Annotated in this window: 16 protein-coding genes; 8 read left to right on the plus strand and 8 right to left on the minus strand. The window is 52.9% G+C overall.

Annotation, left to right across the window (positions count from 1 at the left end; all coding sequences use genetic code 11):
• Window positions 1–13: 13 nt before the first annotated feature.
• From Q8W22_RS01605 to Q8W22_RS01615, 3 genes are read left to right on the plus strand one after another with little or no spacing between them, the layout of a single operon-like run.
• Window positions 14–535 carry a biopolymer transporter ExbD gene (locus Q8W22_RS01605; RefSeq protein WP_303431323.1) on the plus strand — a complete coding sequence of 174 codons (522 nt, stop codon included), beginning with the start codon at window positions 14–16 and terminating at the stop codon, window positions 533–535.
• Window positions 532–1035 carry a biopolymer transporter ExbD gene (locus Q8W22_RS01610; RefSeq protein ID WP_303431322.1) on the plus strand — a complete coding sequence of 168 codons (504 nt, stop codon included), beginning with the start codon at window positions 532–534 and terminating at the stop codon, window positions 1033–1035. Before Q8W22_RS01605 ends, Q8W22_RS01610 begins: the two co-directional genes overlap by 4 nt.
• Window positions 1032–1970 (plus strand): TonB family protein, encoded by a 939-nt coding sequence (locus Q8W22_RS01615; protein WP_303431321.1) that lies wholly within the window; start codon window positions 1032–1034, stop codon window positions 1968–1970. Before Q8W22_RS01610 ends, Q8W22_RS01615 begins: the two co-directional genes overlap by 4 nt.
• 134 nt (window positions 1971–2104) lie before the next feature.
• Here Q8W22_RS01615 and parE read toward each other — a convergent pair whose 3' ends face one another.
• The 5 genes from parE to Q8W22_RS01640 form a co-directional block, all read right to left on the minus strand.
• Window positions 2105–4039 (minus strand): DNA topoisomerase IV subunit B, encoded by a 1935-nt coding sequence (gene parE / locus Q8W22_RS01620; RefSeq protein ID WP_303431319.1) that lies wholly within the window; start codon window positions 4037–4039, stop codon window positions 2105–2107.
• Window positions 4040–4107: 68 nt separating this feature from the next.
• Window positions 4108–4716, minus strand: coding sequence for a YqiA/YcfP family alpha/beta fold hydrolase (locus Q8W22_RS01625; protein ID WP_305451510.1), 609 nt, complete (start codon window positions 4714–4716; stop codon window positions 4108–4110).
• A gap of 31 nt (window positions 4717–4747) precedes the next feature.
• Window positions 4748–5554, minus strand: coding sequence for a 3',5'-cyclic-AMP phosphodiesterase (gene cpdA, locus Q8W22_RS01630; RefSeq protein WP_305451420.1), 807 nt, complete (start codon window positions 5552–5554; stop codon window positions 4748–4750).
• Window positions 5555–5599: 45 nt separating this feature from the next.
• A complete protein-coding gene (locus Q8W22_RS01635) occupies window positions 5600–6085 on the minus strand; it encodes a DUF1249 domain-containing protein (RefSeq protein WP_303431317.1) in 486 nt (161 codons plus the stop codon).
• A 42-nt stretch (window positions 6086–6127) separates the two neighbouring features.
• Window positions 6128–6742: an NUDIX domain-containing protein gene (locus Q8W22_RS01640; protein WP_303431316.1), complete on the minus strand. Its 615-nt coding sequence runs from the start codon at window positions 6740–6742 to the stop codon at window positions 6128–6130.
• 154 nt (window positions 6743–6896) lie between these two features.
• On the opposite strand from Q8W22_RS01640, the gene Q8W22_RS01645 reads away from it, so the two are divergent.
• On the plus strand, window positions 6897–8243 hold the full coding sequence (locus Q8W22_RS01645; protein ID WP_303431315.1) for a TolC family outer membrane protein: 1347 nt from the start codon (window positions 6897–6899) through the stop codon (window positions 8241–8243).
• Between the two features lie 122 nt (window positions 8244–8365).
• Here Q8W22_RS01645 and glmU read toward each other — a convergent pair whose 3' ends face one another.
• Both glmU and Q8W22_RS01655 read right to left on the minus strand, forming a co-directional pair.
• On the minus strand, window positions 8366–9769 hold the full coding sequence (gene glmU, locus Q8W22_RS01650) for a bifunctional UDP-N-acetylglucosamine diphosphorylase/glucosamine-1-phosphate N-acetyltransferase GlmU (protein WP_305451421.1): 1404 nt from the start codon (window positions 9767–9769) through the stop codon (window positions 8366–8368).
• Window positions 9770–9956: 187 nt separating this feature from the next.
• Complete coding sequence (locus Q8W22_RS01655; RefSeq protein WP_305451422.1) at window positions 9957–10931, minus strand: metal ABC transporter solute-binding protein, Zn/Mn family; 975 nt, start codon at window positions 10929–10931, stop codon at window positions 9957–9959.
• 57 nt (window positions 10932–10988) lie between these two features.
• Here Q8W22_RS01655 and Q8W22_RS01660 point away from each other — a divergent pair, with 57 nt between their 5' ends.
• Genes Q8W22_RS01660 through znuB form a run of 3 tightly spaced genes read left to right on the plus strand, consistent with a single transcriptional unit; the run spans window position 10989 to window position 13046 of the window.
• Entirely contained in the window at window positions 10989–11492 is a 504-nt protein-coding gene (locus Q8W22_RS01660; RefSeq protein ID WP_303431312.1) for a Fur family transcriptional regulator, read from the plus strand.
• Window positions 11485–12252, plus strand: coding sequence for an ATP-binding cassette domain-containing protein (locus tag Q8W22_RS01665; protein WP_305413650.1), 768 nt, complete (start codon window positions 11485–11487; stop codon window positions 12250–12252). Before Q8W22_RS01660 ends, Q8W22_RS01665 begins: the two co-directional genes overlap by 8 nt.
• Window positions 12249–13046 carry a zinc ABC transporter permease subunit ZnuB gene (znuB, locus tag Q8W22_RS01670; protein WP_305451423.1) on the plus strand — a complete coding sequence of 266 codons (798 nt, stop codon included), beginning with the start codon at window positions 12249–12251 and terminating at the stop codon, window positions 13044–13046. The genes Q8W22_RS01665 and znuB overlap by 4 nt, the downstream gene beginning before the upstream one ends.
• 56 nt (window positions 13047–13102) lie before the next feature.
• Here znuB and Q8W22_RS01675 read toward each other — a convergent pair whose 3' ends face one another.
• A complete protein-coding gene (locus Q8W22_RS01675; protein ID WP_303431309.1) occupies window positions 13103–13741 on the minus strand; it encodes an SCO family protein in 639 nt (212 codons plus the stop codon).
• 38 nt (window positions 13742–13779) lie between these two features.
• Between Q8W22_RS01675 and Q8W22_RS01680 the strand changes: the two genes are divergently transcribed.
• Window positions 13780–15198: an MATE family efflux transporter gene (locus Q8W22_RS01680; protein WP_305451424.1), complete on the plus strand. Its 1419-nt coding sequence runs from the start codon at window positions 13780–13782 to the stop codon at window positions 15196–15198.
• The last annotated feature ends 68 nt before the right edge of the window (window positions 15199–15266 follow it).

Consider the following 15266-nt stretch of genomic DNA (forward strand, 5'->3'; position numbering starts at 1 on the left):
GATGTAATTTCCAATGAGACGCCAACGCAATCAAGAACAGGCGGAGCTCAACGTTACATCTTTTATGAACCTGATGATCGTATTGGTACCAGTACTGCTGATGAACATGGTGTTCTCACAACTGGCCGTAATCGATCTCAAGTTGCCGGCGGGCGATCAGCCTACTGTTGTAGACCCAAAAGATGTGACGCTAGAGGTCATCATCCGCTCAGACAGCATACAAGTTTCTCATAGCTATCTGTTGCAGACGGTGGTGCACGCGACATTCCCGAAGGAAGAAGGCGCAAGCTATGACCTGGAAGGACTGTCAACCATCCTGCAAGAGATCAAAAAAGATCCTGTATTTGCTCAAAAAACCGACATCAGCCTGCTTCCTGAAGCAGGAATTGATTATCAGACTCTGGTATCAGTGATGGATGCGGTTCGTATATACCCTGCCGTTGTTGTAACGTCAGTGGTTGATGCAGCCCTGTTCCCTGATATTTCTCTGGGTGCAGCACCTGACCTGGCGACCACAACGGAGGTGACACAATGAAGAAGACGTCCCGCCGCGCCAAGCGCATGGATCGCAACCATAAGCGCAAGAAAGGGGAAGCAACTCTTAATCTGACGTCGCTGATGGATATTTTCACCATTCTGGTATTTTTCCTTATGGTGAACCAGAACGACGTGAAAGTTGAAGATAGTGAACAGATTGAGCTGCCGAACTCCATTGCTGAAAACACGCCAGACGAAAATCTGGTCGTGATGGTGAACAAGCAAGAGATTCTGGTTCAGGGTCGGTCTATTGTTACCATACCTCAGGTTGAAGCGTCTGAAGGTGAAACCATTGATGCACTCCTTACCGAGCTGCAGTATATGGCCGAACGTTCACCTCTCTCACCAGAACTGCTGGAGTTGGGTCGGTATATCACCGTTGTGGGTGACAAAGACACGCCATACGCTTTGCTGAAGAAAGTAATGAACACATGTTCAAAAGCAACTTTCAGTAATATTTCTCTGGCCGTCAATAAAGTCGATGGGGGTGCCCCATGAGTGAAGCCCTCGTTAATCGACACGAGCCGATCTTACCCTGGGTAGATACTGGCGGTAAGCGTTACATCTCGATTCTGGTGATAGCCCTGCTGTTCACAACAGTACTGGGTATTCTGATCCCGATGATGGATGTACCGGAACCGGATCGGAGTGAGTTGGAAAAGATCCCACCTGCACTGGCAAAATTGCTGGAACAGAGGAAACCAACGCCGCCACCGCCACCGCCGCCACCGCCGGAAGAGAAAGTAGAAGAACCAAAACCGGAGGTGCCTAAACCTGAAGTTGCCGACGTACCGAAGCCTAGGCCCAAGCCTGTACCCAAGGTAGAAGCCAAGCCAGAAGAACGTAAAAAAGCTCAGGAGAAGGTAAAAGAAGCACTGGGTAGTGATGCTCTGAACTCGTTGGCTGCTTTGGCAGCTGCCATTCCGAACGTCAAGCTGGATACCAGCAGTGCGGCTTTGAGCAACGTTGGTAGCACCGCAGTCAGTGCTGGTAGTGTTGTTGATCCGAATGCTGTCATTGCCTTAAGCGGTATTGATGAGTCAACCCTGACAGCAGCTACCAGTGGCGAGCAGCTTGGTGAACGTACGACAACGGCTGTTGCAGTTTCCAGCGAAGAAATTCGCAAGACAGAGGAAGCCGGCAGCAATCGGACTCAGGAAGAAATGCGTTTGGTGTTTGAAACCAGCAAACAAAGCTTCTTCAATGCCTATCGCCGAGCTCAGCAGAAAGACCCTACGCTGGCAGGTACCGTGGTATTGGCTCTGAAAATTACCCCTTCGGGTACAGTTCAGTCGTGTGAAATTGGTCGCAGCGAGCTGAACGATGAAGCTCTGCATAAACGTCTGCTGTCACAATGCCGTCGTATGCGATTCAAGGATCGTCCGGAAGTCGAGGTGACCAGTGTTGAGTTCCCCATCAACTTTGTCCCGTAATAACCGGATACTGTACGTTGCATAAGAATAAGGGCTGCATTTGCAGCCCTTATTTGTTTTTGTTGTTTGCCGTATTCAACCCGACCTATCCATACCCGGACTGCCATTACTCCTCTATGACAGCCTCAGGATTGTTATGCCAGCTCAGCCTCGTTACCACGGCGTTCAAGCCAGATCTTGCGATCACCGGCTCGTTTTTTGGCTAGCAGCATATCCATCAATTCCAGTGTCTCGGAGGTTTGCTGTACTTCTTCTTCTGGATCATCTTCTTCCAGCACCAATTGCACCAATCGACGGGTATCCGGATCCATGGTCGTTTCTCGCAGCTGCATCGGATTCATTTCACCCAATCCCTTGAATCGTTGCACGTTGATCTTGCCACGCTTTTTCTCTGCGCCGATACGCTCGAGAATGCCACTGCGCTCGGCTTCATCCAGCGCATAATAGACATCCTTGCCAATGTCGATCCGATACAGAGGAGGCATTGCCACATACACATGACCTTCGGATACCAGTGCCGGGAAATGGCGTAAAAATAGCGCACACAACAAGGTCGCAATATGCAAACCATCCGAGTCAGCATCAGCCAGAATGCAGACCTTGCCATATCGCAAGCCGGAAAGATCATTCGAGCCAGGGTCAATACCCAAAGCAATAGCAATATGATGGACTTCCTGTGAGGCCAGAATCTGATCCGAATCGACCTCCCAGGTATTAAGAATTTTGCCGCGTAGCGGCATGATCGCCTGAAATTCCCGATCCCGGGCCTGCTTGGCAGAACCACCGGCGGAGTCACCCTCGACCAGAAACAACTCCGTCCGCTCCCCATCCTGTCCGGTACAGTCCGCCAGCTTGCCAGGAAGTGCAGGGCCTTGGGTAATCTTTTTGCGAGCTACTTTTTTCGATTTGCGTAATCGGCTTTGAGCGCTACTGATCGCCAGCTCTGCCAACTGCTCCGCAGCAGGAATGTGGTCATTCAGCCATAAGGCAAACGCATCTTTCACCACACCAGAAATAAAGGCCGAGGCTTCCCGTGAAGACAGTCGCTCCTTGGTCTGTCCAGCAAACTGGGGATCGGTCAACTTGGCTGAGACAACATAGGAGCAGCGTTCCCACAAATCATCCGGCGTCAGTTTGATGCCTCTTGGCAGCAGATTGCGGTACTCACAAAACTCCCGCAAGGCATCCAACAATCCTGAACGGAAGCCGTTGACGTGTGTGCCACCCTGAGCTGTAGGAATCAGATTGACGTAGCTCTCTTGCAATAACTCACCTCCCTCCGGCAACCAGTGTACCGCCCAATCAACTCCTTCACTGGGGCCTGACATAACACCAGTAAAAGGGGTTGTGGGTAACACCTCATAACCACTGGCGGCACTTACCAGATAATCCTTGAGGCCATCTTCGTAATACCATTCCGCATTATCGGCACTGTCAGGAGCCACAAAGACAATACGCAAGCCCGGGCATAACACCGCTTTCGCCCGTAATACATGCTTCAGCCGTACAATAGAAAAGCGAGGGCTATCAAAATACGATTCATCCGGCATAAAGCGCACGCTGGTACCGGTTTTTTTCTTGCCGCAACGGTCAACCACCTGCAAGTCGGTTACCTTATAACCATCCTTGAAGCCGATGCGGTGCACCTGGCCATCTCGCCAGATTGTCACCTCCAATGCCTTGGACAAGGCATTGACAACCGAAACCCCAACACCGTGCAACCCACCAGAAAACTGGTAACTGTCGTTAGAGAACTTCCCTCCGGCATGCAGCTGGCCAAGGATTAACTCAACACCAGAAACGCCATGTTCCGGATGGATATCTGTTGGCATACCTCGGCCGTCATCCTGTACTGTCATGGAGCCATCAGCATGCAATGTGACATCAATACGCGAGGCATGGCCAGCCAGAGCCTCATCCACCGAATTATCAATCACTTCCTGAGCCAGATGATTAGGACGCGTGGTATCCGTATACATGCCCGGACGTTTGCGCACCGGATCCAGTCCACTCAGAACTTCAATGGATGCGGCGGTGTATTGACCAGATGTTTTGCGGGTGTCAGACATGTTGACCTCTGTTAACGGTACGGCAGGCACGGAGTATACCCAGCCATCGGGTATCATTCACCCGCCGCTCAACGCAACCGGAAACGGTGGCTGACAAATGCCATAATGCGTGGCAAGAACTGTTGATAACTATCAAATCCATGAGAACCACCGGCCTGGTTCCATCCCGGACAAGCCCGATACAAATCAGCCGCGTAGCGATAATCCAGCGTCTCATCGGCCGTTTGCAACAGCAGCAACATATCCTCAGGATAGGTAATCTCAGTTACTTCCAATGCAACCAGCTGCTGGAGATATGACTCTGTCACTTCAAACGTCTCACCACTATGGTAGTGCTGATGAGGGCCAAGATAATGTCGGAACAACTGATGAGGCCTAACCGCAGGGTTAACCAGAATGGCTGGAATTTGATAGTTCTGTGCCAACCAGGTCGCATAGAATCCACCCAGAGAACTGCCAATAACAAACACATGTTCATGGCGCTGCTGCAGTTGCTGCAGTTGATCGGCGGCCTGTGCGATGGCTTCTGCCGGGGCAAAGTGCAATTCAGGTAATCGTAATGATGCTTCCAGGCCTTGCTGCCGAAAATAGGCCAGAGTTTCTTGCGCCTTCAACGACTGTGGTGAACTAAGAAAACCATGTAAGTACAAGCATCCAATGCTATCGAGGGTAATCACGGTCAAGAACGTTCCTGAACAAGAAGGGGCGTCAGTATCCCTTAACCGAATAATCGACTTCAAACTCTATATGCTCAACCCGCTTGATATTGCTCTCGATACGGCCATCAGGCAACAGATCCAGCCAGCGAAACCCCGGACTCAATCGATCGATGGTAAATTCATCCGTCCCGGGGGCAAACTGGACACACGTCGAGGGTGTCGATAACAAGCGTAAATCACCCTCTATCTGATCACTTTCCTGATGCACATGCCCCCAGAGCAACCCCCGTACATTGGAGAAACGCGAGACAATCGCCATCAGATCCCCTGCGTTACGCAGACCGATGCTGTCAATCCAGCGACAATCCATAAAGACAGGGTGATGGTGAAAGCACACCAGCGTATGCAAATCAGGGGATTGCGTCAGGATCGCTTCCAACCGGGCCAACTCGCTGTCAGCCAGCTCACCGTACACCTGCCCGGATACGCTACTGTCGAGCATAATCACTTGCCAGTGCGGTGTGCGCAGTATGCGATCTTGCAGTGTTGTACCAACTGTGACAGTCGCCATTGCCGTGAGGTCGTCATGATTGCCGGGAATCCAGAAACTGGGTATTGCCAAAGGCGCGAGTTCAGCCTGTAAGCAGCGATAGGATTCAATGCTGCCATCCTGGGAAATATCCCCTGTGACTAGCATGGCATCAGCGTTCAGGTGTCCAGCACGAATAATGTCCAGAACACAGCGCAAGCTGTCCAGCGTATTCATGCCCAACAAGTGGCCGCTTCTCAGAGCACACAAATGGGTATCTGTAATCTGGATCAACCGGAAAGTTGATGCTCTATCAAAAAAGACCAAACGCCACTCCCATCAAATAACAGGCGATCCAACAACCGAGATTCCCTACACGCCGTCAGCTGGAGAATGACTTCCAGAACTTAAAGCCACTGACTGGTCAATATGTCCGAATTTCATACAATGTTCCAGCCAGTCAGCCAGAAAGCGGTTTAACTGCGTTTTTTCATCAGGCAGCCGCATCTGGTCATTCGGATAATCATATCGCCCTTCACCAACCCGCTCGTTCTGATAACCAATCACTTCCGCCATGCACACATCATGATACATACGAACCGTCATGACTGGCGGAGCAACCCAGCGCTTGGCCTCATCCATCTGAGACACTTTCAACATCGTGGTGTAGCGGTGATTTTCCTCGATTTTAACGGATATTCTGCTGGCAGGCTGCGAGCCATTACTCATGCTGTACGCATGTTCCACTCCTACAGTGTGATCTGTCACTAGTTTTTGCAGCCGGGCATAGTTCGCTTGCCCCAAAGAAGACAAGACCGTGAGGTCAGGAATATAACGCTGTCGTATACGGTTGTTCATAATCACAATCAAGGTGATACAGTCGATAAATCCAATACCCGGTTAGTACTGACTTAGCTCACTGTGATGAATTTTCATCCATTGCAGCGCGATAATAGTGGCCGCGTTGTCAATTTCTCCAGCTTCGAACGCCTGCCAGGCGTCCTCAAAACTCATGGGCCGCAGCCGGATATCTTCATGTTCTTCTGGCAGTCCATGAATCCCTTCAACACCCCGACTGTCCAGTAATCCGCAAAAGAGATGCACCCGCTCACTGGTACCACCAGGAGAAGACCAGTAGCTGCAGATAGGCAACAATCGCTCAAACCGACAGCCGGCCTCTTCCATCGTCTCACGGGCAGCGACATCTTCCACCGACTCACCGGCTTCTACCATGCCCGCCACCAATTCGGTCAGCCAGGGCGTATTATCTGCACCGATGGCCCCTACGCGAAACTGCTCCGTGAAAACCAACACATCCCGTTGCGGGTCATATAACAGCACGCACACCACTTCGCCGCGTTCAAACAACTCCCGACTGAAGGTGTCGGTCCAGCCACCGGCGAATGTTTTGTGCCGCAACCACAACCGCTCAATACGGAAAAAGCCCTGATACGCCACTTCTTTATGCGTTAATTCCCAGTCCTTATGGCCAGGAGTCGATTTGTTATTATCCATGCTTGACCTGACTATATTACTCAACAAGAATACTTAAGCTTCGCGGGAGGCACGCACTGTTCTGAACGCATGCACAATGCCAAGACAGCCCATCAGTTTTTTTCTGATAGACTCAATGGCAGTCTATTTTCCAGGATTCAGCAAAGGTTTTGTCATGAAAAAACTGCTTTCCATCTCAACCCTGGTACTTGTATCCAGTATCGCTACCGCGAGTGACCTTAGCACCATTTACCGCCAAGCGGCCAGCAACGACGCTGAAATCGCCGCTGCCAGAACAGAGCGGGAAGCAAATGGCTACAATGTGACGATTGCTCGTGGTGCCATTTTGCCACAAGCCCAGGCCAGCTATAGCTATACCCATTATGATGTCGAAGCTGAGAGTGCCAGCATCATCAGTATCATTAATAACAATGACTACTCGGTATCAACCAGCACCGCCGATTATGAACTGGGCGCGCTGCAGCTATCCGCCTCCCAAACCCTGTTCAATCTCAACAGCTGGTACACCTATCAAGCTGCCAAAACCATAGACAGTAGCTACGAATCCCAACTGCAACTGGCGGAACAACAGTTGCTGCTCCGTACGGCACAGGCCTATTTCAATATATTGCGGGCAGCAGATAATCTCGAAACAGCCAAAGCAGAAGAACGTGCCGTCAAACGCTCACTGGAACAAACCCAGCAACGCTTTGATGTTGGCCTGATTGCCATTACCGATGTCCATGAAGCACAGGCGATTTATGACCTCACCTATGTCAACTTGCTGAGCCTGCAAGCCGCCCTGGATATCAGTTATGAGGCATTGGAAGTCCTGACCGGCCAACGCTACGATCAGGTTGCCAGCCTGCAGGATGACATCAGCATGCAAATGCCAGCCCCGGCAGATGTTTCCAGCTGGGTTGAATCCGGCCTGGAAAAATACGCGGGCATCCGTATGGCGATTGCGCAAAAAGAAGGGGTTCGCCTGCAACGTAACGCAACCCGCTCCAACCGTTTGCCAACCGTCGACCTCAGTGCCAGTTACACCATCTCGGACGTGGCACCCACTTACACCACCGATCCAACCGACTCAACCGTTGGCACCATTGGCCTGACCGTATCCATGCCGCTGTTTACCGGTGGTTCTCTGTACGCACAAAGCAAACAGTCGGCCAGCAATCTGGCAACCGCTGATTATCAGCTCGAGCAGCAACGTCGCGGTGTAAAACAGAATATCCGCAGCCTGTTTCGTCAGCTGCAGACCAGCGTGCAAAATATCGATGCCCGCAAACAATCCATTACCTCGGCTGAAAGTGCTCTGAAAGCCACAGAAACTGGCTACCAGGTAGGAACCCGTAATATCGTTGAAGTGCTGGATGCCCAAAAGAACCTGTTCAGCGCCCAACGTGACTACGCCAATGCCCGCTACGACTACATTATCAACCTGCTTAACCTGAAATTTTATGCCGGTACTCTGAGCGAACAGGATATCGATGTATTAAACAGCTGGCTGGAAAGCTAGCTCTGACAGGGCAAACGGGTCATACCGGTTCCTGTCATCCATATCCATAGCAGACAGACAATAAAAAGCCGGAACAACTTTCCGGCTTTTTATTGTCTGTCTTTTTTATCATCGCACAGTAATCAGGACTTTTTCTGCGGCCGCTGCCAACCATCGATATTGCGCTGCTTGCCCCGTGCAATCGCCAATTGCTGATCAGTCACTTCCCTGACAATCACAGACCCGGCACCAATCGTGGTGTTGGCACCGATCTCGACCGGTGCCACCAGGGCTGAATTGGAACCGATAAAGGCATTATCCCCGATACGCGTCGTTGCCTTGTTCACCCCATCGTAATTACAGGTAATGGTACCAGCACCGATATTCACACCGACACCAACATCGGCATTACCGATATAACTGAGATGGTTGACCTTGGAGCCGGCTCCGATACGTGATTTTTTTACTTCGCAAAAATTGCCAACCTTGGCACCGTCGGCCAGCTCCGCCCCCGGCCGTAACCGGGCATAAGGACCAATGGCACATGTCTGCGCCACGGCCGCGTCATCGAGATGACAATAGGCCTCAACCTGGGTTGAGGCCGCCAACTGGCTGTTTCGTATCACACAATAAGGACCAATACTGACGCCGTCTCCCAGCACGACATCACCTTCAAAAATACACCCCACATCAATCGACACATCCTGGCCCACCGTCAGTGAACCCCGAATATCCAACCGTGCCGGGTCGGCCAGCGCCACCCCGAGCCGCATCAGCTCATCCGCTTGCTGTCGCTGAAACACCCGTTCGAGACCGGCCAGCTGCAAGCGATCATTCACCCCCTGCACCTCGTGCCCATACTGGGGATGAATCGCCCGTACCGCCGTACCTTCCGCCACCGCCAGCGCAACAATATCCGTTAGATAATACTCACCCTGCACATTGCTATCTGACAAGAGCGGCAACCAACGCTTCAGATGACTGGCTGCCACCGCCAGAATACCGGTATTCACTTCCCGGATAGTCCGTTGCTCTTGCGTCGCATCCTTGTGTTCGACAATCGCCTGAATATTGCCACTGTCATCCCGTACGATACGGCCATAACCCGTCGCATCCGCCAGCTCGATCGTCAGCAATGCCAACCCGCCGGTTTGTTCGGCCGATGCATGAGTCTCCGCCAACAGAGCAGACAAGGTTGATGTGCTAATCAGCGGCACATCGCCATACAGCACCAGTACGATAGCGTCATCCGGCACTTCAGGCATCGCCTGGGCAACCGCATGGCCGGTACCTTGCTGCTGTGATTGCATGACCCAGCAAACATCTTGTGTCATCGCGGCCTGTACCTGTTCTGCCCCATGACCAATCACCACATACTGACGCGCACCGGCCAGTTGACTGGCACTGTCGAGCACATGCTGCAACATCGGCTTGCCAGCCAGCGGGTGTAACACTTTGGGTAAATCGGATTTCATCCGAGAACCCTTGCCTGCGGCCAGGGTAACAATTGCTAGCGGGAGATCGATCGAAGAAGAGGGCTGAGACATGATGAGTGCTCGCTTACCGGGTGGCTACCTGAATTAAGCATCATTCTAGCAGGTTGTTGCAGCGCGCTTCCAAAACGCAGTTGGCTGAATATCAAACCCGCCGCCTCAAGCAAGGGTCATCCACGCAGGGAATTGCCGGGTCTGCGCCATAAGCCCAAACCCGGGGTAAAACAACGATCAGCCATGATTATTCATGGTGGTGATCGGATTCATGATGATGGTGGTGATCACTCGCTTCGTCTTCCGGATCATCCGGGCCCGGCGACGCTTTGTCGATCTCGGTTTCCCACTCCAGAACACCGGCCTTATCCATTGCGACCGCTTCCAGACAAGTCCTGGCGCGGTGTGCCATATCCATCAAGAGTGAAGGATAGGCATCGCTGGCAATCTCGACTTGCAGTCCCATCGGATCCAGTTCACCACGACCGACCGTAATGCCTTCAACAATACGATCCACCAAGGCCGGTGAGAATTCCGGTTCACTGAAGACGCAGACCACCTCACCACTCATTAACTGTGAACGCATGGTCTGCAAGGTGCGGATACCCGGCTTCTGTTCCGGGCTAAGGGTGAAATAACCCACCTGGTTCAAGCCCAGTGCCGCGACCCAATGGTCGTAGGCGCGGTGAAAAACAAAAAAGCCACGCTGCCGCACAGGGGCCAACAGGGTTCGGCTTTCGGCTACCGCCAGATCGACGGCTGCCGCAAAAGTTGCCGAATCTCGCCCGACCTGCTCTGCCAGCTGCTGCTGCGCCAACTTCATAACGCTGGGCGACAGCCACCAGTGAGGGTCCTGGATCGGGCTGTCTTGCCCCAGTTCCGCCACATTGATCCATATTTTGTCGGGCCAGCGGTTGGCAAAGCCTTTCAGGTACGGCTCAGTCACCGGCCCGGCCCACAGAATAATGTCAGCATTCTGGATCAGGTCGATATCCGAAGGGCGCAGGGCAAAATCATGAGGTGTCATCCCCGGAGGCACCAGCACATTCAGCCGCTCTGCCGGAACGACAGAAGCCGCGACCAGCGCCAGCGGGTGCACACTGGCCAACACGGATGGCATCCGGCTTTCGGATGTAAGGGCATCGTCCATATCTGCAGCGGCAAACGCTGGTGTGGAGGCGCCAAGAAGTACCAATAACAGTAAAAATATCACTTTGTTCATTGTGTCTCGTTCAGTCTTTCGTAATATTGCAACATTATAACCTAAGGTTGACCTTCCATGAGTCAGAATGTGTACCAACCCCACAATCATTCGCATTGTGTCGCCAATGCGCTGAGCCAGGCCCAATCCTTGTGCCATGACAAGGGAGCACGCCTGACCAAAGTCCGCCAACGGGTGCTGGAACTGATCTGGCAAAGCCATAAGCCGGTTGGTGCCTATGAACTGCTGCCAGCCCTCGCCAATGATGGCTTCAACTCTGCACCTCCGACGGTGTACCGGGCACTGGATTTCTTGCTCGATCTGGGACTGGTACACCGGCTGCACTCATTAAATGCGTATGTAGGCTGTAATCATCCGGGAGCCAATCACCCAGTGTGTTTTTTTATCTGTGAACACTGTGGCCAGGCCCAGGAGCTGCCCAACGACAAGCTGAATGCATTAACCCGACAAGTCGAACAGGTGCTGGGAGTGCAGGTGCACCACCAGTTGACCGAACTGACCGGCTTATGCCCGAGCTGTCAGCCAGCGTCTGGGGAAACCACGGCCAATGATCATGCCTGATCGTCCTCTGCTATTAAAAGCGACTGGTTTGAATCTCAAGCGTCGTCATAAACAGGTGCTGACGGATATTTCCCTGGAGCTGCACGCCGGCGAGATTCTGACCCTGATCGGCCCTAATGGCTGTGGTAAATCGACCCTGATCCGTATTTTACTGGGGCTGGAGAAAGTCGACTCCGGCTCCGTTTGGCGTCGCAAGCCGCTGACGATTGGTTATATGCCACAGCATCTGCAACTGGAACCAAGGTTGCCTCTCACCGTACTCGGTTTTCTGCGTCTGGCTCGCAGTGCCCAGGACAGTGCCATTCATGGCTGGCTCAATCGCCTGGGTATTCAGCTCCTGGTCAATCAGGATATCCAGGACTTGTCCGGTGGCGAATGGCAGCGCGTCTTGCTGGCCCGGGCCCTGCTGCTGAAACCCGACCTGTTGGTACTGGATGAGCCTGTGCAAGGGGTAGACGTCCAGGGGCAGCATGAGCTCTACCGGCTGATCCCAACATTGCGTGACGAACTCGGCTGTGGGGTGCTGATGATTTCCCACGATTTGCATCTGGTCATGGCAGCGACGGATGAAGTGATCTGTATGAATGGCCATATTTGTTGTTCCGGCCATCCCGACCTGGTCTCCGTCAGTGATGCTTACCAACAACTGTTTGGCCAACGTACTGCGCCAATCGCTCACTACACCCATCACCATGACCACCAGCATTGCCTCGTTGGCCATACCGATGACGACCCAACAGCGGAAACCCGCCAGCCATGAATGCACTGATGATATCTTACTGGTGGTTAATGCCATTACTCAGCGGCTTGTTGCTCTCCTGCGTCACCGGGCCTCTGGGCAGCTTTGTTGTATGGCGACGCATGGCGTTTTTCGGCGACACCCTGGCCCATGGCGCGCTGCTGGGCATTACCCTGGGTGTGATTTCCGATATCAACCCGACCCTGGCCTTGCTGCTCAGCTCGGTGGTACTGGCCTTGTTACTGTATCCGATGCAACGTATTGCCTCTCTGTCTTCGGATACGTTACTGGGGATTATTTCGCACAGCATGCTGGCCGTTGGACTCGTCGTTCTGAGTCTGGCCCAGGATGTGCGAGTGGATCTGATGGGTTATTTGTTTGGTGATCTACTGGCTGTCACCAGCACCGATACACTGATGGTAGCGATAGCGGCTGTAATCTGTATCGGCCTGATTATCTGGCAATGGCGCGGCTTGCTGGCAACGACTGTCAGCCCGGAGCTGGCCGCTATTGATGGCTACCCGGTGGCTCGACTGCAATTATTACTGATTCTGATGCTGGCGCTGGTGATTGCCCTGGCCATGAAAATTGTTGGCATTCTGCTGGTCAGCGCCATGCTGATTATCCCGCCAGCAGCAGCTCGCAGTTTATCCCGCACCCCTGAGCAGATGGCCCTGTTCGCCAGTCTGATCGGGTTGGTATCGGTACTGATGGGCATGTCGGCCTCGTTCTGGTGGGACACCCCCGCTGGCCCCAGTGTTGTCGTCGCGGCCACCCTGCTGTTTGTTGCCAGCACCGCCGTTAACCGGCGGTGAGGTTCTTTTCGTATCGTACTGTAACGTACTGTACCGGGCCAATATCCGCCATTTTGTTATCTATCAACAATAGCCGTCAAAATCGGGATTAAGCGGTCAGGCCGGAATGGCGGTTCGATATAACCACGAAACTGCCAATCCGCATCGACCAGCATCAGGTTGGCCGAATGATCCATCAGATACGGTGCATCACCACGATCAACCCTGGCATAAAATCCGTTGATTTCCTGCGCCAGCAATGACAAGGCCTGGGGATTACCCGTCAGCCCTACAAACGCTGGATTAAAATATTGCAGGTAAGGTGCCAGACTGGCCGGCCGGTCGCGCTGAGGATCTACCGACACGAAGACCACTTCCAGATGCTGAAGCGTCTCGTCAGGCAATGCCTTCCACACCCGATTCAGGTCCGCCAATGTGGTCGGGCAAATATCCGGACAGAACGTATAGCCAAAAAACACCAGCTTCCAGCCAGAAGAGAAACTGCGTTGATCACGCCGCTCACCATGCTGGTCAATAAATTCGAAGTCTGAAACTGGACTGCCGCTCTGAAATAACATCATGCCACTGGTAGAACCCAATCGAGTAGCAGGGTCGGTCAGACGAGCTGCCAATGTGCCCACTACAGCCGATACAGCCAACACCACGAAGAGTAAGATAGCGCCGAGACGAGACGCTGAAGACACCCGGTTGTTCATTGTCATTCTCCTGTTTCTGAGTATTGAGTATATCAGTCATGTCATTGACACCTGCTGCCCCTGCGACTGGCTGGGCCGCGACACAAGGTCGCATTCTGACCATTGCCTGGCCAGTTATGTTAAGCAATATCACCGTCCCGTTACTGGGACTGGTCGACAGTGCCATTCTGGGGCATCTACCTGATGCAGCGTATCTTGGTGCGGTGTCGATTGGCGCTCAACTTTTTACACTGCTGTGCTGGAGCTTCGGTTTTCTGCGCATGGGCACAACAGCCCTGACAGCTCGCAGTCGCTCGGCCACAGAGCAGGTTGATGTGTTGGGGCATGCATTCTGGCTGGCCATCCCTCTGAGTGCCATTATTGGCCTGTGTGGCTGGTTGCTGTTACCTCTGGTGATTCCCTGGATGGGAGCCACTCCTGCCGTATCAGATGGCGCCCAGCTGTACCTCAGTATTCGGGTGATCTCGGTACCGGCTGTTTTTGCTCAATACGCTCTGCTGGGCTGGTTTATTGGTCGAGGCCAGACCCGCGTACCACTGATCATCATGACCATCACCAATCTGGCCAACGGCAGTCTCGACGCCCTGTTTGTCTATGGTATGGATATGACCACCGACGGCGTGGCTCTCGGTAGCGTGATGGCTGATTATATCGGTCTTGCCACCGGTCTCTGGTTTGTTTTGCGACAAACAAACAGTGCCGATCAACCCCTGCTCCTCCGGGCCAAACAGTATTGGCTCCAGCGGCCTTCCTGGCAGCAACTGCAACCCATGATCCGCATCAACCACCAGCTGTTTGTCCGTACCTTGACCCTATTATTGCTGTTTGCATTTTTTAACGCCCAGGGGGCACGTCAGGGAGAGCTGATTCTGGCGGCCAACAGCCTGATCATCACCTTACTGATGCTGATTTCCAATGCCCTCGATGGCATCGCTCACGCCGCAGAAAGCCTGACAGGGCAAACCCTGGCACAAGCGTCTGCCAGCCAAACCACACACAAGTCGCCCCCACCCAATCAGTCGCAGCAGGATCAGTCTGCCAATGTTCGTCGTATCATTCTGATTACCGGCGTCAATTCCGTATTACTCGCCGTATTGCTGAGCCTGCTTTTTGCCGCAGCAGGCAGCTGGTTATGGCCACTGCTCACTGATAATACGGCACTGCTGCCTCTGCTGGACGAGTATCAAATCTGGCTGGTCGGATTACCCCTGGCAGGCTTCTGGAGTTATTGGCTGGATGGTTTGTGTATCGGTGCCGGGGCCACTCATACCATGCGTAATGCCATGTTGGCTGCAGCCTTGCTGGTCTTTATGCCGCTCTGGTGGCTGACCACGGATCTGGGTAATACCGGCTTGTGGCTAAGTTTTTACGCCTTTCTGTTGGCCCGGGCGGTATTTGTGACCCGGTTCGCAATTCAGCTCTATCGCCAACCTGTCTCTTTCGCACCGGCCCACTAATCGACTGGCCAGTTTGCCAATCTTGGCTATACTTTTTTTATCAGCTCAATTTGAAATCAGTAAGTAAT

This window comes from Oceanobacter sp. 1_MG-2023 (assembly GCF_030689025.1).
GTDB lineage: Bacteria > Pseudomonadota > Gammaproteobacteria > Pseudomonadales > Oceanobacteraceae > Oceanobacter.